This is a genomic window from Flavobacterium antarcticum DSM 19726, assembly GCF_000419685.1.
Classification (GTDB): Bacteria; Bacteroidota; Bacteroidia; order Flavobacteriales; family Flavobacteriaceae; genus Flavobacterium; species Flavobacterium antarcticum.
In genome coordinates this window covers 44,405-59,973 of sequence record NZ_ATTM01000002.1, presented here as the reverse complement: position 1 = coordinate 59,973, position 15,569 = coordinate 44,405, and the positions used below count along the sequence as shown (strand labels likewise).

General features: G+C 35.4%; 16 protein-coding genes. 7 read left to right on the top strand and 9 right to left on the bottom strand.

The features are described 5' to 3' along the window. Positions 1–20 precede the first annotated feature (20 nt). Positions 21–311, top strand: a complete 291-nt coding sequence (locus tag YWA_RS0103275; RefSeq protein ID WP_022827067.1) for a hypothetical protein — start codon at positions 21–23, stop codon at positions 309–311. Between the two features lie 87 nt (positions 312–398). Further along, the gene (locus YWA_RS0103270) at positions 399–1,358 is read left to right on the top strand and encodes a lipid A deacylase LpxR family protein (protein WP_022827066.1); all 960 of its coding nucleotides are present in this window, start codon (positions 399–401) and stop codon (positions 1,356–1,358) included. Between the two features lie 95 nt (positions 1,359–1,453). Here YWA_RS0103270 and YWA_RS0103265 read toward each other — a convergent pair whose 3' ends face one another. Together YWA_RS0103265 and YWA_RS0103260 are read right to left on the bottom strand one after the other, a co-directional pair. After that, the gene (locus tag YWA_RS0103265) at positions 1,454–2,917 is read right to left on the bottom strand and encodes an AAA family ATPase (RefSeq protein ID WP_022827065.1); all 1,464 of its coding nucleotides are present in this window, start codon (positions 2,915–2,917) and stop codon (positions 1,454–1,456) included. 153 nt (positions 2,918–3,070) lie between these two features. After that, positions 3,071–4,189, bottom strand: a complete 1,119-nt coding sequence (locus YWA_RS0103260; protein WP_026718543.1) for a vWA domain-containing protein — start codon at positions 4,187–4,189, stop codon at positions 3,071–3,073. Between the two features lie 112 nt (positions 4,190–4,301). On the opposite strand from YWA_RS0103260, the gene YWA_RS0103255 reads away from it, so the two are divergent. Further along, a complete protein-coding gene (locus YWA_RS0103255; RefSeq protein WP_040472080.1) occupies positions 4,302–4,871 on the top strand; it encodes a pentapeptide repeat-containing protein in 570 nt (189 codons plus the stop codon). On the opposite strand, the gene YWA_RS15835 is transcribed toward YWA_RS0103255, so the two are convergent. The 4 genes from YWA_RS15835 to glyA all read right to left on the bottom strand — a co-directional run bounded on the left by YWA_RS15835 (position 4,868) and on the right by glyA (position 7,653). After that, positions 4,868–4,990 (bottom strand): hypothetical protein, encoded by a 123-nt coding sequence (locus YWA_RS15835; protein ID WP_022827062.1) that lies wholly within the window; start codon positions 4,988–4,990, stop codon positions 4,868–4,870. The two genes, YWA_RS0103255 and YWA_RS15835, sit on opposite strands and share 4 nt — an antisense overlap. Before the next feature lie 12 nt (positions 4,991–5,002). Further along, positions 5,003–5,500, bottom strand: coding sequence for a GNAT family N-acetyltransferase (locus YWA_RS0103245; RefSeq protein WP_022827061.1), 498 nt, complete (start codon positions 5,498–5,500; stop codon positions 5,003–5,005). A 200-nt stretch (positions 5,501–5,700) separates the two neighbouring features. Then, positions 5,701–6,294: a tRNA-(ms[2]io[6]A)-hydroxylase gene (gene miaE / locus YWA_RS0103240; RefSeq protein ID WP_022827060.1), complete on the bottom strand. Its 594-nt coding sequence runs from the start codon at positions 6,292–6,294 to the stop codon at positions 5,701–5,703. 84 nt (positions 6,295–6,378) lie between these two features. After that, positions 6,379–7,653 carry a serine hydroxymethyltransferase gene (gene glyA / locus YWA_RS0103235; protein ID WP_022827059.1) on the bottom strand — a complete coding sequence of 425 codons (1,275 nt, stop codon included), beginning with the start codon at positions 7,651–7,653 and terminating at the stop codon, positions 6,379–6,381. Positions 7,654–7,763: 110 nt separating this feature from the next. On the opposite strand from glyA, the gene fahA reads away from it, so the two are divergent. Both fahA and YWA_RS0103225 read left to right on the top strand, forming a co-directional pair. After that, positions 7,764–9,047, top strand: a complete 1,284-nt coding sequence (gene fahA / locus YWA_RS0103230) for a fumarylacetoacetase (RefSeq protein ID WP_022827058.1) — start codon at positions 7,764–7,766, stop codon at positions 9,045–9,047. Positions 9,048–9,163: 116 nt separating this feature from the next. After that, complete coding sequence (locus tag YWA_RS0103225) at positions 9,164–10,342, top strand: hypothetical protein (RefSeq protein WP_022827057.1); 1,179 nt, start codon at positions 9,164–9,166, stop codon at positions 10,340–10,342. A 199-nt stretch (positions 10,343–10,541) separates the two neighbouring features. Here YWA_RS0103225 and bcp read toward each other — a convergent pair whose 3' ends face one another. After that, the gene (bcp, locus tag YWA_RS0103220; RefSeq protein WP_022827056.1) at positions 10,542–10,994 is read right to left on the bottom strand and encodes a thioredoxin-dependent thiol peroxidase; all 453 of its coding nucleotides are present in this window, start codon (positions 10,992–10,994) and stop codon (positions 10,542–10,544) included. A gap of 34 nt (positions 10,995–11,028) precedes the next feature. Between bcp and YWA_RS0103215 the strand changes: the two genes are divergently transcribed. After that, on the top strand, positions 11,029–11,703 hold the full coding sequence (locus tag YWA_RS0103215; protein ID WP_022827055.1) for an endonuclease III domain-containing protein: 675 nt from the start codon (positions 11,029–11,031) through the stop codon (positions 11,701–11,703). 12 nt (positions 11,704–11,715) lie between these two features. Here YWA_RS0103215 and YWA_RS15750 read toward each other — a convergent pair whose 3' ends face one another. Beyond that, positions 11,716–11,859 (bottom strand): hypothetical protein, encoded by a 144-nt coding sequence (locus tag YWA_RS15750; protein WP_169627248.1) that lies wholly within the window; start codon positions 11,857–11,859, stop codon positions 11,716–11,718. A 47-nt stretch (positions 11,860–11,906) separates the two neighbouring features. After that, the gene (locus YWA_RS0103205) at positions 11,907–12,491 is read right to left on the bottom strand and encodes an RNA polymerase sigma factor (protein ID WP_022827053.1); all 585 of its coding nucleotides are present in this window, start codon (positions 12,489–12,491) and stop codon (positions 11,907–11,909) included. 272 nt (positions 12,492–12,763) lie between these two features. On the opposite strand from YWA_RS0103205, the gene uvrA reads away from it, so the two are divergent. After that, positions 12,764–15,565 carry an excinuclease ABC subunit UvrA gene (gene uvrA, locus YWA_RS0103200; RefSeq protein ID WP_022827052.1) on the top strand — a complete coding sequence of 934 codons (2,802 nt, stop codon included), beginning with the start codon at positions 12,764–12,766 and terminating at the stop codon, positions 15,563–15,565. Positions 15,566–15,569: the final 4 nt, after the last annotated feature.

Below are 15,569 nucleotides of genomic sequence, written 5' to 3'. Positions count from 1 at the left end.
AACTTAAAAAACCAATTGTTATGAGTGCGAATGAAAACCAACCAATGGATGAAAATTTTTACATCGAAAAAGAAAAACGTGAATTTCAAGAAGCCAAAGATCGGATTGAATTAAAACATGGAAATCAGCATTTAGATGTTGAGCATATGTCCGGGATTAATGAAAATGTTTCGGGAGATAATCGTTCCGAATTAGGTCAAGAAGAACGCCACCATCAAGAAAAACATGGAAATAGAAAGTATAAAGCTTTTACAAATCACGACTCTTCTCACGATCAACCAAAAACAAATACAGGACCAGGAACGGTTTAAAAATTTCAAACTATAAGTAAGCAATAGGTTTTAAAGTCTATTGCTTTTTTTTATGAACTTGTAGCGCAATAATTTCGTACATAGAGTATGAAACACTTCCAACTTTTCGCTACGTTACTATTTCTGGTCTCACTTCAACTATTTGCTCAGAAAATAGATAACTTTTCTTCCTACCACAAAATAAATGATTCGTCTTATTTTAGGTTTCATTACGACAATGATTATTTTACTTCCACCGACGAAAACTACACACAAGGCTACAGTTTTGAAATCGTTTTACAAGATTTGAAAAAAAATCCATTGAATGCATTTCTCCTAAATGATGCAAATGCTAGCCAACAATTTGGATTGAGTATCGACCACATCGGCTATACACCATTTAATATTGGAAGTACTGAAATTCAATTTGGTGATCGGCCTTTTGCTTCTGCAATCATGCTCAAAAGTTTTAAAATAAATACGAATGCTGAACGCAAATCACGCTTAATTTCTGCCATTCGATTGGGTTTAATTGGTCCTGGTGCTTTTGGAAAAGAAATGCAAGTTGGCATTCACGAAGCCACAGGAAACACAATTCCCCAAGGTTGGAAAAACCAAATTAAAAATGATGCAGTTGTGAATTATGAAGTTATTTATCAGAAAGAAATTTTTGCTATTCCACGTTATTTTTCCTTTCAATATGAGGCTTCCGCCAATCTAGGAACACTTAATACTAATGCTTCAGCAGGAATTGTGGCAATGGCTGGACTGTTTAACAATCCGTTTTCAAATAAACAAAACCGAAAGTTTCAAATTTATATTTACTCCAAACCACAGGCTACTTTTGTAGGCTATGATGCATCACTTCAAGGAGGCTTGTTTAACCGAAAAAGTCCCTATACCATTGCTTCTTCGAATGTAGAAAGAGTGGTTGGGCAAAATCACTTTGGAATGGTTGTTCAAACAAAAACACTTTATTTTGAATATACTACAACTGATATCACTAAAGAGTTTTCTTCAGGAACATCAGCAAGTTGGGGTGGAATAAAAATTGGGTTCACTTTTTAGAGAAATAGTTTTTTAATAGTGTTCAGCCAAAAAAAAACTCCGTTCAGTCCTAAAACCAAACGAAGCTTTTTCAGTATCAAAACCAATTAAAATACTTACAATTTACTAATATAGCTTCCGTATAAATCTTTGAAAGCCGTTCCATCTGCATAACGTTCCTTACTCAGTTTCTTATGCTCTACCAATCCCCATAAAACAAATTCCTTCATGAAATAAGCATCTTCAGGGATCAAATACGGTTGGTATTTCTGAACCAATGCATTTAATGGATTAATACCATCTAAAATTTTTCTGTAGGCTTCATCTGTGGAATCGTCCAACAATTCAAAACCACTTTCGTTGAAGAACCAGTCGGCAACTTCGCTGTATTCATCATTTGCATCAGGACGTTTTAGTTTTTCTATTTCAGGAAAATATTCCGGAAACAACGTTTTAATGGAACTTCCTAATAAATTTTGAGCTACAAATGGCGCACCTTCTTGTTCCCCTTCATAAACCAATTCGACTTTCCCTGTTATAGAAGGAATAATTCCCATAAAATCAGTCAATCGAACTGTAGTTTTTTCTTCACCATTCATCAATGCACGACGTTCGGCAGTACTTAATAAATTTTCAAAAGCAGTAATACTCATTCGAGCACTCACGCCACTTTTAGCATCTACATATTCACTATCACGTGCTTCAAAACTGATTTGTTCCAATAAGTCTTTCGCTAAATTTGGAACATAAACTAATTCCGATTGACGTGCGTCTAGTTTTGCTTCTTGTTCCGTAATCGTTCGTGCCGTTTTGATATCTTCCGGATAATGCGTTAAGATTTGAGAACCAATCCGGTCTTTCAATGGTGTCACGATACTTCCACGATTCGTATAATCTTCAGGATTTGCTGTGAAAACAAATTGCATATCGAGTGGCATTCTCAATTTAAAACCTCTAATTTGAATATCGCCTTCTTGCAAAATATTAAAAAGTGCCACTTGAATTCGTGCTTGTAAATCGGGCAATTCGTTAATCACAAAAATGCAACGGTTCGCACGTGGAATCATTCCGAAATGCAACACTCTATCATCTGCATACGAAAGTTTTAAATTGGCTGCTTTAATTGGGTCGATATCTCCAATCAAATCCGCCACAGTAACATCAGGAGTTGCTAGTTTTTCGAAAAACCGCTCGTCGCGATGCAACCACTCAATTGGCGTTTCATCACCATGTGCTGCAATTAAATCTTTTGCAAAACGGGAAATCGGATGAAACGGGTCGTCGTTAATTTCTGAACCCTTCACAAACGGAATGTATTCATCTAAAAGCCTTACCATCATTCGTGCCAGCCTAGTTTTGGCTTGACCACGAAGTCCCAACAAATTAATATTATGTCGTGATAAAATCGCGCGTTCCAATTCAGGAATAACCGTATTTTCAAAACCATGAATTCCCTTAAAAATCGATTCTTTTGCCTGAATACTTTTCTTCAAATTATCCCGTAACTCGTCTTTAATTGGTTTCGATTGATAACCTGATTTCTTTAAATCACCGAATGTTTTTATATTTTCTGTTTTCATATTTATAATTATTTTGCCACGAAGGCACAAAGTCACAAAGTTTTTTTTTATACTTAAACTGTTTTCGAATCGATATTTTACTTATCATTAAAATTGAAATTCAGTTCGCAAGGGAATTCTCAAACTGCAAACTAAAAACGGACCACTGAATACTTACTTAACTCTTTTCCTCCTGTTTGTCTCGTAATCTTGAAAAATCATTTCGCCCAAACCTTTCAATCCCGTGTAGAACGCTTTACCTTGATTGGCTTCCGTAAAATTATTTACAAACTTTTGCAAATACGGATCGCTTGCAATCATAAAAGTCGTTATGGGAATATGAAGCTTTCGAGCTTGAGCGGCTTGTGTGTAACATTTTTCAACAATATACTCGTCTAGACCGTTGCTGTTCATATAATACGAACCGTCTTTTTCTCTGACGCAACTTGGTTTTCCGTCCGTAATCATAAATATTTGCTTGTTGGTGTTTCGCTTTCTACGCAAAATATCCATCGCCAATTGCAATCCTGCCACAGTATTGGTGTGATAAGGCCCAACATTCAAGTACGGAACATCTTTCAAGGAAATTGACCACGCATCATTTCCAAAAACAATAATATCTAACGTATCTTTTGGATAACGCGTTGTGATTAATTCGGCCAATGCCATAGCCACTTTTTTGGCGGGAGTAATTCGGTCTTCGCCGTACAAAATCATGCTGTGACTGATGTCAATCATCAAAACCGTACTCATTTGAGCTTTAAAATGAGCGTCCTCCACAATCAAATCGTTCTCGGTAATCTTGAACGAATCCATTCCGTTATTTATTTGCGCATTTTTCAAACTTTCGGTAAGCGAAATCGTTTCTAGGCCGTCGCCAAATTGATATTCGCGCAATTCACCGGTCAACTCATCTCCTGCTCCACTTTGCTTAGTCTTGTGATTTCCAGAACCACTTTTATTCAAGTTTCCGAAAATTTGATTCAACGCTTGCTGACGAATTAAACGTTCTGTTTTGGCGGTCAATCCAACTCCAGAACCTCCGTCGCCTTTGGCTTCTTCTCGAATATATCCTTTCTTTTTTAAATCTTCGATGAAGTCATCAATCGTGTATTCAGCCGTGGTAAGTTGGTATTCCGTATCCAATTCTCGCAACCAATCAATTGCTTCCTCAAAATCGCCCGAAGTGTGTACAATTAATTCCTTGAAAATCTCGAACAGTTTTTCAAATGGAGAAATATTCTTCGCCTGATAGGAAGTGAATTTAAACCCTTTTCTATTAATCGTTTTCATATAGGTTAAAATTACAGCATACTTCATAAAATCCAAACTTAACGATTAATAATGTTTAGTTAAAGTAGTCAACGGAATTTAGTAGCTTTACGCCAAATTGCAAATAAGACTAATGGCGGACTATATTTTAGATAAAGAATTTGACCAAATCGTTTATGAAAGAGATGAATTAAATCATCTTGAATTCGAAGCTTGTACCTTTATCGACTGTGATTTTAGCGCGTGTAATTTTCACGACCTTACATTTATAGATTGTAATTTTAACAATTGTAATTTTAGTAAAGCACAAATTAATCACGTGAAATTTCGAAATGTATTCTTTAATTCGTGTCAATTTAAAGAAGTGAATTTTGCGATGTGTGACCAACTTATTTTCCAAATCAACTTTAATACTTGTAATTTAGATTTCGCTAAAATGTATGCTTTGAATTTAAAGCAATGCAAATTTTACAATTCCAGTTTGATTGCCGTTGATTTTATGAAAGCCGATGTTTCACGAATTACATTTCTAAAATGCGATTTATACCGAGCGGAATTTGAACAAGCAAATGCACAAAAAACCGATTTCAGTTCAAGTAAAAATTACACTATAAATCCCGAGTTGACTAAAATAAAAAAAGCAATCTTTTCACTCGAAGGAGCGAAAGGATTGCTTTCTCATCATACTATTATCGTTACCTAATTCCCCAATTCCGCACTTGATGCGGAACCTCCGCTCCAAAAAGCAGATTCTGAAATTAATTCCAAATCAATCAAGAAAATACAAGCTAAAACAAGTAGATGCTGAAATAAATTCAGCATGACAAAAGTAACTTATTTCAACAATTTCTCCATCCGATAATCCTCCATTAAATAACCAAAATCTAACTCAACATCTTCTTCAAAAGCTATCTTAAAGCTTTGACTTTCGTAGAAACCTTTTGCTTTATTAAAACGATTTACATTCAATGATAGCTTTATATTATCATTCTCTAACGCTTTATTTTTAATGAATTGAATTAATTTTTTGCCCAAACCTTTTCCCTGTGTTTCGGGTAAAAGATAAATCTTATGAATTCGGGTTGTATATTCTTTTTTATAATGCAATTCGTAATCTGCAAAACCTACAATCTCATCGTTTTCTTGAATCAAAATGAAGTTGTGATTGTCATTAATATTCTGTTGCAATGCTTTTTCATTATAAAACAATTCAAGCATATAAGCCAACTGTTTTTCAGACAAAATTTCATCATAAGTCGCAGGCCAAATTCGATATGCTAAATTTTTTATAGTGGACAAATGGTCAGAAGTCGCAGGGAAAATTTCAATCATAAATTTATTTTTTTTGCCACAGATTTAAAGGATTAGAATGATTTTTTTATTATGAAACTGACTCTCTATTATAAACTTTAGAACACAGATTTAAGAAATTATTAAAATTTTAATAATTTCTTAAATCTGTGTTCTGAAAATATTTAGTTATTATGCCAAATCTAAATCTGCGGAAATTCGTGGAATCTGTGTAAAAAGTTTTACCCATGAACTGTAGAACCTTTACCATAACTTGCAATTATCGAAGCTTCAAATTCCAACCACTCTCTCCAGCGTTTTTCAACGTCAATTCCCGTTCCGTATTTTCTCGCGTAAGTGATAAAAGTAGTATAATGACCGGCTTCACTTTCCATCAAATCCCAATAGAATTTAGACAATTCTTCGTCTTGAATATTTTCAGAAAGCACTTTAAAGCGTTCGCAACTTCTAGCCTCAATCATCGCCGAGAATAACATACGTTCTACAAAACCAGAAACACGACTTCCCGTATTACTTTGCTTCATATACTTTGCTAATTCGCCAACATATTCGTCCTTTCGTTCACGACCTAAAACCAAACCCCGTTCTTTGATGATTTCATGAACCATCTCGAAGTGCTCCAACTCTTCTTTGGCCAAAGCCAACATATCCGTAACCAAATCAGGATATTCAGAGTTGATTGTAACTATTGTAATGGCATTTGTTGCTGCTTTTTGTTCGCACCAGGCGTGATCTGTAAGAATTTCTTCTAAATTTTTCTCGACAATATTTACCCATCTTGGGTCGGTTGGTAATTGTAATCTTAAAACTGACATTTTGAGTAATTTTTAAAAAAGATTAAAGGTTTAAGAATCACATCGCTGCAATTCTTAAACCTTAATAATATATGATTTCGAAACCTAGAAAACGAACATCGCTCGCTCGCTCATCATTTCATTTACTTCATTTGCTACTTCTTCGATAACGTCATCGTTCGTATGATCCATTAAAACGCGGTCAATAAGTTCCACAATTTTGTCCATATCTGCTTCAACCAAACCTCTTGTTGTAATTGCAGGAGTTCCAATTCTGATTCCAGAGGTAGTAAATGGCGATTTATCATCAAAAGGAACCATGTTTTTATTCACCGTAATTTCAGCTTTTACTAACGCGTTCTCTGCTTCTTTTCCTGTGATATTTTTGTTTCTCAAGTCAATCAACATCATGTGATTATCAGTTCCACCAGAAACTAAATCATATCCTCTTTTTACAAATGAAGCCGCCATTGCTTTAGCGTTTTTCTGTGTTTGAAGTGAATATCTGAAAAATTCATCGGTCAACGCTTCGCCAAATGCTACCGCTTTTGCAGCAATAACGTGCATTAATGGTCCACCTTGATTTCCTGGGAAAACGGATAAGTCTAACACTGAAGACATCATTCTGATTTCACCTTTAGGTGTTGTTAATCCCATTGGATTTTCAAAATCTTTACCCATCAAGATCATTCCACCTCTTGGACCTCTTAAAGTTTTGTGCGTTGTCGTTGTAACAATATGACAATGCGGAATTGGGTCGTTCATCAAACCTTTGGCAATTAAACCTGCTGGGTGCGAAATATCAGCTAATAACAAAGCGCCAACACTGTCGGCAATTTTGCGGAAGCGTTCAAAATCCATATCACGACAATAAGCTGAAGCTCCTGCAATGATTAATTTTGGTTGCTCTCTTGTTGCTATTTCTTGAATTTTATCGTAGTCAAATTGTCCCGTTTCACGTTCAACGCCGTAAAAAGAGGGATTGTACAATTTACCAGAAAAATTTACAGGCGAACCGTGTGTCAAGTGTCCTCCGTGTGACAAATCGAAACCTAATATTTTATCGCCTGGTTTCAAAATTGCAGAAAAAACAGCTGTATTTGCTTGCGAACCTGAATGCGGTTGCACGTTTGCATATTCTGCTCCAAATAAAGCTTTTGCTCTGTCAATGGCAATTTGTTCTACGACATCAACCACTTCGCAGCCGCCATAATATCTTTTTCCAGGATAACCTTCTGCATATTTGTTGGTCAGGCAAGAACCTTGGGCTTCCATAACTTGGTCGCTCACAAAATTCTCTGAAGCAATTAATTCTAATCCGTGTATTTGTCTGTCTTGTTCCTCAAGAATAAGGTCGAAAATTTCTTGGTCTTGTTGCATGTAGATAATATTTAGTTAAAAACTGGTCAAAAATACGAAAATCGTTTGTTAAATCCACTTATAATAATACATTTGATAATTCAATTTAAAACAACTTAACAACATACAAAATGCCTATATCAGCAAATGACCCAAGTAGAAAATCTTGGCTTGATGTTCCGCAAAATTCCGACTTCCCAATACAAAATATTCCATTTGGTGTTTTTTTAACTAAAGATGATGTGATTACGATAGGAACACGAATTGGAGATCACGCTATTGATTTAGGTGCTTTACAACAACTCAACTACTTTGAAGGAATCGAATTGACGGACGACATGTTTATGCAAGACACGTTAAACGATTTCATTTCTGACGGAAAAAAAACGTGGCGATTGGTGCGAAACCGTATTGCTGAAATTTTTGACGCCGAAAACCCAAAATTGAGAGATAATCCAAAACAACGTGATATTATCATTTTTACGATGGACGAAATTGAAATGCAATTACCAGTTTTAATTGGCGATTACACTGATTTCTACTCGAGTAAAGAGCATGCAACAAATGTTGGAACGATGTTTCGTGATCCAAATAATGCATTACTTCCAAACTGGCTTCACATTCCGGTAGGTTATCACGGAAGAAGTTCAACCATTATTCCTTCTGGAATTCCAATTCACCGACCAATGGGACAAACGTTACCAAATGGAGAAACTTCTCCAGTTTTTGGGCCTTCGCGTTTAGTGGATTTCGAATTGGAAACTGCCTTTATCACAACAGATGCGAATGTTATGGGCGAAAATATTCCAGTTCATGAAGCGGAAGAATATATCTTTGGAATGGTTTTGTTGAATGATTGGAGTGCGAGAGACATTCAAAAGTGGGAATATGTGCCATTAGGTCCATTTTTAGCTAAAAGTTTTGCTTCGTCGATTTCACCTTGGATCGTAACGATGGAAGCTTTAGAACCGTTTAGAACTAAAGGACCGACTCAATCTCCAACACCTTTACCCTATTTGCAATCGAAAGGAAAAAATTCATTTGATATCCATTTGGAAGCGTATATTGAACCTGAAAATGCGGAAGCAACTTTAGTAAGTCAATCCAATTTCAAATATATGTATTGGACAATGAGTCAACAATTGGCACACCACACTTCTAACGGTTGCCGCGTAAATTCGGGAGACATGATGGGTTCGGGAACTATTTCAGGGCCTACGCCAAATAGTTATGGCTCGATGTTAGAACTAACTTGGGGTGGAAAAAATCCAATTAAAATGAGCGACGGAACCGAACGAAAATTCATAAATGATAACGATACCGTTATCATGAAAGGTTTTTGTAAGAATAATGAGGTTCGTATCGGATTTGGGGAAGTTTCAAGCAAATTGTTACCTCCTTTCACAAGAAAGTAATATTTTATATAAAATAAGGGGAAGTTCGGCTATTGAAAAATAGTCGGACTTTTTTTATGGCATTATAATTGAATTTCACAAAAAAAACGAATTATATTTGTCTAAAACCAAAAACCATGAACAAAACTACTATTTACCTCTTCTTACTCATCATAGCTTCGGCTTGTGGAGTAAAAAACACTAAAAACATGATTAGTGAAGGCGACTATGATGCCGCGATTGAAAAAGCAACACATAAACTCTTAAAAAACAAAACCAATAAAAAAAGTAGGGAATACATTATTCTTTTAGAAGATGCGTTTGCCAAAGCGAAACAGCGTGATAATAATGAAATTTCGTTTTTAGTTAAGGATGCAAATCCGCAGAAATTAGAACAGATTTTTAATATTTATAAAAATCTAAATGCACGTCAAGAGAAAATCCGACCACTTTTACCTTTAAATTCGAAGGGATCTGAAGCTGTTTTTGTATTTGAAGACTATTCAGACCAAATTATAAGTAGTAAAAAAGCACTTTCAAAATATTTGTACGACAACTCTAAAGCTCTTTTATCTACAAAAGATAAAATGAATGCTCGTCGGGCTTATGCAGATTTAGTTTACTTAAACGAACTGACTCCGGGCTATAAAGACATCAATAGTTTAATAAACGACGCACAGTTTAAAGGGACTGATTTTGTACACGTGTACACCAAAAACGAAACGAAAATGGTGATTCCTGTAAATCTAAATAACGCGTTATTGGATTTTAGTACATACGGCTTGAACGACAATTGGACAGAATACCACGGCGGAAAACAAAAAAATGTTACTTACGATTACGGTTTAAGCATTTCTTTCAGACAAATTAATATTTCGCCTGAACAAGTTAAGGAACGTGAATTTACTCTCGAAAAAGAAATCATTGATGGAAAGAAAAAATTGCTTGACGCAAGAGGTCGTGTTGTTAAAGACAGTTTAGGAAAAGATGTAATCGTTGATAATATCAAGATTGTAAAAGCTTTAATCAACGAAGTACGTCAGTTTAAAACGGTACAAGTTGTGGCAAAAATTGATTACATCAACTTAAACAGTAACCAACTGTTGGAAAGTTTTCCAATCAGTAGCGAATTTGTTTTTGAAAATTTCTACGCTAAAATGAAAGGCGATAAAAGAGCCGTTGATTCTAAATATTTGCCGAATTTCAGAAACGGTCCTGTGCCGTTCCCGAATAATCAACAAATGGTTTTTGATACCGGAGAAGATTTAAAAAATCAATTGAAGGGCATTATAAAACAACATAAATTTAGAAAGTAGTTTTTTGCCACTGATTTAAAAGATTAAAATGATTTAATTTTAAAATCAGGATTAATGATTTAGCCACGAATTTCACCAATTAGCACTAATTTAATTAGTGAAAATTAGTGGAATTCGTGGCTTATTTTTTAACTACTAAATTGTATCGATAATTCTCAAAATTATTGGTGAAAATTCGTGGAATTCGTGGCTTATTTTTTTATTTTAAAATCTGGGAAGCATGTACTTTTGTTTTCACATCTGAAATGACTTCTTCGATAATTCCTTTTTCGTCAATAACAAAAGTAGTTCTGTGGATTCCATCGTACGTTCTTCCCATAAATTTTTTTGGACCCCAGACACCAAAAGCTTCAATAACAGATTTGTCTTCGTCTGCAATCAATGGAAATGGAAAATTATATTTGTCTTTAAATTTAGCTTGCTTCTTCTGGTCATCAGCACTTACACCTAAAAGCGCATAATTATTTTCTTCAAATCTTGCAAAATTATCTCTCAAATCACAAGCTTCAGCAGTGCAACCTGGCGTACTCGCTTTTGGATAAAAGAAAACGACTAATTTTTTTCCTGCGTAATCAGAAAGTTGGTGGAATTTATTGTCTTGGTCAAAACCAGAAAAATCCGGAGCCTTATCTCCTTTTTTTAATTGTGTCATATCGCGTATATTTGTTTGACTAAAAATAAAGAAAATGAACAAAGAAGCACGTGTGGCATTTGTTATAAATACGTTAAAAGAATTTTACCCTACAATCCCAATTCCGCTGGACCACAAAGATCCTTATACTTTATTAATTGCGGTTTTACTTTCAGCACAATGTACGGATGTTCGGGTGAATCAGATTACTCCACTTTTGTTTGCCAAAGCAGACAATCCGTATGATATGGTAAAAATGACTGTCGAAGAAATTCGGGAAATCATCAAACCTTGTGGATTATCACCAATGAAATCGAAAGGTATTTATGGCTTGTCTAAAATGATTATTGAGCAATACGATGGAATTGTTCCCCAAAGGTTTGAAGCATTAGAATCATTTCCAGCGGTTGGTCATAAAACCGCAAGTGTGGTAATGTCACAAGCTTTTGGTGTTCCTGCTTTTCCTGTTGACACACATATCCATCGACTAATGTACCGTTGGAATTTATCGAATGGAAAGAATGTGGTACAAACCGAGAAAGATGCAAAACGACTTTTCCCTCGTGAGATATGGAACGATTTACACCTACAAATGATTTGGTACGGTCGGGAATACTGCCAAGCTCGAGGTTGGGATTTAAAAAATGATATTATCACACAAACAATTGGAAGAAAATCAGTTTTGGAAGAATACGATAAAAAAACTCCCATTAAAAAAATAATTCTTTAATGGGAGTTCAAATTAGTTTGCTATAACTTCTACTTTTAAACCGCTTACTTTCAAGTAACTTAATGCTTTTGAGTAATTTAATAAAAAAGAAATGGTCTCTTTTTTTGGTTTCATATTCGAGTCAGCTACTGATTTTTTAGAGTAAATTTTTGCCATAAACTTTATATATTTTAAGATATAACGCCAAAGCAAAAACTATATTGTCAGTTGGCCAACATAATTTTATTTTTGTCAATTACTTTGCGAAGATTCAACAACGCATAACGCATTCTACCTAAAGCCGTATTAATGCTAACACCAGTTTGCTCTGAAATTTCCTTGAAACTCAAGTCTTGGTACATTCTCATAATCAACACTTGTTTTTGATCTTCAGGTAACTCTTGAATTAATTTTTGCAAGTCATTTTCTATCTGCAGCGTGATCATCTGTTTTTCAATATTGGGAACATCGTCGCTCATAATTGAAAAAATTGAAAACTCTTCGGTTTCTCGAAGCATCGGCATTTTTTTGTTTTTTCTGAAATGGTCAATAACCAAGTTATGAGCAATTCGCATCACCCAAGGTAAAAATTTACCTTCTTCGTTATAAGAGTTTGATTTCAAGGTTTTAATCACCTTAATGAAGGTGTCTTGAAAAACATCGTCGCAGACGTCTCGGTCGTTGATTTTTGAAAATATAAAATTGTAAATTCGGGATTGATGTCTGGTAATTAATGTACCTAAAGATTTTTCGTCTCCAGCAATGTAATTCTTTACCAATAAGGCATCTGGGATTTGTACATTAGTCATAATTATCTTTTTAGAGTTAGGGTCGCTTTGTGTGTGCTAAAAAGTAATTTTGTATATAGGCTAACGTTTGTTTAAGTGATTTTGTATGTTCAAATATAACATAATAAAATCTTAAATTCCAAACATGAAATCAAAATTTAACAGTTTTCATGCAATAAAAGATTCTTTTAACAGTGTTTTAAAACAAGAAAGTCAGTGAAAAAGTTGATAAAGCACTTGTATTAATTTAAAACTCGAATTGATTATCTTTGTGAAAATTGCACGTATTTACTATGAAGACTGACATTTCTAAATTAGACCCTCGAAAAAATATCATTATAAAAGGCGCTCAAGTTCACAATTTAAAGAACTTGGATGTTGCTATTCCGCGAAATAAATTAGTAGTCATTACAGGTTTGTCCGGTTCGGGGAAATCGAGTTTGGCTTTTGACACTTTATATGCCGAAGGTCAACGGCGTTATGTAGAAAGTTTGTCTTCGTATGCACGACAATTTCTTGGTCGTTTAGACAAGCCAAAAGTGGAATACATTAAAGGTATCGCTCCCGCAATTGCTATTGAGCAAAAAGTAAACACCACGAATGCGCGTTCGACGGTGGGAACTTCTACTGAAATTTACGATTACTTGAAATTACTTTACGCCAGAATTGGAAAGACCTTCTCTCCTATTTCAGGTTTAGAAGTGAAAAAAGATACCGTAACGGACGTGGTAAATCAAGTGAAAAATTTTGAAATTGGAAGTCGATGGCTTTTGCTTTCGCCCATACATATCGAGAAAGGTCGAACTTTAGAAGAGAAATTAGGTGTTTTATTGCAACAGGGTTTCTCTAGAATTTTGGTAAATAATGAAGCGGTTCGTTTAGATGATTTTGCGGAAGCAATTGAAAAAATCAAGAAAGTTAAGAAATCTGAAGTACTTTTAATCATCGACCGAATAGTGGTTAAGGAAGAAGAAGAATTCTACAATCGATTGTCTGATGCGATTCAAACTTCGTTTTTTGAAGGAAAAGGCGTTTCGTATTTGCAAGAAGTAGAATCAGCAAAACGATTTACCTACAGCAATAGATTTGAGTTAGACGGAATTGATTTTTTAGAACCAAATGTCCATTTATTTAGCTTTAATAATCCGTATGGTGCTTGCCCAGTTTGTGGCGGTTACGGAAATATAATTGGCATTGATGCGGAGTTGGTCATTCCAAATACTTCATTATCAATATATGAAAATGCTGTTTACGCTTGGCGTGGCGAAAGTATGAGTTGGTACAAAGACCAATTGGTCAACAGTGCTTACTTGTTTGATTTCCCCATTCACAAACCTTATTTTGAACTTACCGAAGAACATAAAGAACTGCTTTGGAATGGAAATAAACACTTTACAGGTTTACACGCTTTCTTTAAAGAATTAGAAGAAAAAAATTATAAAATCCAAAATCGCGTGATGCTTTCGCGGTATCGTGGAAAAACCAAATGTTACGCTTGCAAAGGCAAACGTTTGCGTCCCGAAGCTTCTTATGTGAAAATTGCAGGGAAAACAATTTCGGATTTGGTGGATATGCCCATCAAACATTTAGCAAACTTCTTTCCGACATTGGAATTATCCGAATTTGACCAGCAAGTGGCGAAACGACTTTTATTGGAAATAAACAACCGTTTGAGTTTTTTGGTGAATGTTGGATTAGATTATTTGACTTTGAATAGAAATTCGGCTTCGCTTTCGGGTGGTGAGTCGCAACGTATTAATCTTGCTACCTCTTTGGGAAGTAGTTTGGTGGGTTCGATGTATATTTTGGACGAGCCGAGTATTGGTTTGCATCCCAAAGACACCGAGCGTTTGATTCACGTTTTAGAAGATTTAAAAGCTTTAGGAAATACCGTAATTGTGGTAGAACACGATGAAGATATTATGAAAGCGGCTGATATGATTATTGATATCGGTCCGGAAGCGGGAACTTTTGGTGGCGAATTAGTCGCTCAAGGAACTTATGACGAAATTTTAAAATCAGATTCGTTGACGGCAAAATATTTGAACGGCGAATTAGAAATTTCAGTGCCAAAAAAACGCAGAACTTCTAAAAGTTATATTGAAATTTTAGGCGCTCGTGAAAACAACTTGAAAAACGTGGATGTCAAATTTCCATTGGAAATGCTGACGGTAATCACGGGTGTTTCAGGAAGTGGAAAAAGTACGTTGGTCAAGAAAATTCTCTTTCCAGCGATGCAAAAGCAGTTGGACGGAATGGGTGAAAAAGCCGGTCAGTTTACTGAATTGCGAGGTTATTACCACCAAATTCATCACATAGAATACATTGACCAAAACCCAATTGGTCGAAGCTCGCGGTCCAATCCGGTGACGTATATTAAGGCGTATGATGATATTAGGGAGTTGTTTGCCAAACAAAAGTTGTCTAAAATTAGAGGTTATCAAGCCAAACATTTTTCGTTTAACGTAGATGGCGGTCGTTGCGAAACCTGTAAAGGCGAAGGAACCATCAATGTGGAAATGGTTTTTATGGCAGATGTTTCGCTTCCGTGTGAAGTATGTAACGGAAAACGTTTCAAAAAAGAAGTGTTAGAAGTGCAGTTTCAAGGAAAAAACATTGATGATATTTTGACAATGACGGTTGACGATGCCGTTGCATTTTTCACTGCAAATAATGAAACAAAAATTATGCAAAAACTACAACCACTTCAGGATGTAGGTTTGGGATATGTACAATTGGGTCAATCCTCCTCTACTCTTTCGGGTGGTGAAGCACAGCGAATTAAGTTGGCTACTTTTCTAGTAAAAGGAACGACAAAGCAGAAAGCCTTGTTTGTTTTTGACGAACCTACCACAGGATTACACTTTCACGACATCAAGAAATTGTTGGCTTCCTTTAATGCTTTGATTGAGAAAGGACACTCGGTTATCGTGATTGAACACAACTTGGATTTAATAAAATGTGCCGACTGGATTATTGATTTAGGTCCCGAAGGTGGCGAAAACGGCGGTTATATTCTTGCCGAAGGAACGCCTGAAGACGTGATGAAGAATAAGAAGAGTGTGACTGGGAAGTATTTGAAGGGGAAGTTGTAGGGAG

Coding starts and splice junctions, on each gene's coding strand:
- YWA_RS0103260 (WP_026718543.1), bottom strand. CDS start 4,189: ATGAAAACGATTAATAGAAAAGGGTTTAAATTCACTTCCTATCAGGCG.
- YWA_RS0103215 (WP_022827055.1), top strand. CDS start 11,029: ATGAACAAAGAAGCACGTGTGGCATTTGTTATAAATACGTTAAAAGAA.
- fahA (WP_022827058.1), top strand. CDS start 7,764: ATGCCTATATCAGCAAATGACCCAAGTAGAAAATCTTGGCTTGATGTT.
- uvrA (WP_022827052.1), top strand. CDS start 12,764: ATGAAGACTGACATTTCTAAATTAGACCCTCGAAAAAATATCATTATA.
- miaE (WP_022827060.1), bottom strand. CDS start 6,294: ATGTCAGTTTTAAGATTACAATTACCAACCGACCCAAGATGGGTAAAT.
- YWA_RS0103265 (WP_022827065.1), bottom strand. CDS start 2,917: ATGAAAACAGAAAATATAAAAACATTCGGTGATTTAAAGAAATCAGGT.
- YWA_RS0103205 (WP_022827053.1), bottom strand. CDS start 12,491: ATGACTAATGTACAAATCCCAGATGCCTTATTGGTAAAGAATTACATT.
- YWA_RS15750 (WP_169627248.1), bottom strand. CDS start 11,859: ATGGCAAAAATTTACTCTAAAAAATCAGTAGCTGACTCGAATATGAAA.
- YWA_RS15835 (WP_022827062.1), bottom strand. CDS start 4,990: ATGCTGAATTTATTTCAGCATCTACTTGTTTTAGCTTGTATTTTCTTG.
- bcp (WP_022827056.1), bottom strand. CDS start 10,994: ATGACACAATTAAAAAAAGGAGATAAGGCTCCGGATTTTTCTGGTTTT.
- YWA_RS0103225 (WP_022827057.1), top strand. CDS start 9,164: ATGAACAAAACTACTATTTACCTCTTCTTACTCATCATAGCTTCGGCT.
- YWA_RS0103255 (WP_040472080.1), top strand. CDS start 4,302: ATGGCGGACTATATTTTAGATAAAGAATTTGACCAAATCGTTTATGAA.
- YWA_RS0103270 (WP_022827066.1), top strand. CDS start 399: ATGAAACACTTCCAACTTTTCGCTACGTTACTATTTCTGGTCTCACTT.
- YWA_RS0103275 (WP_022827067.1), top strand. CDS start 21: ATGAGTGCGAATGAAAACCAACCAATGGATGAAAATTTTTACATCGAA.
- YWA_RS0103245 (WP_022827061.1), bottom strand. CDS start 5,500: ATGATTGAAATTTTCCCTGCGACTTCTGACCATTTGTCCACTATAAAA.
- glyA (WP_022827059.1), bottom strand. CDS start 7,653: ATGCAACAAGACCAAGAAATTTTCGACCTTATTCTTGAGGAACAAGAC.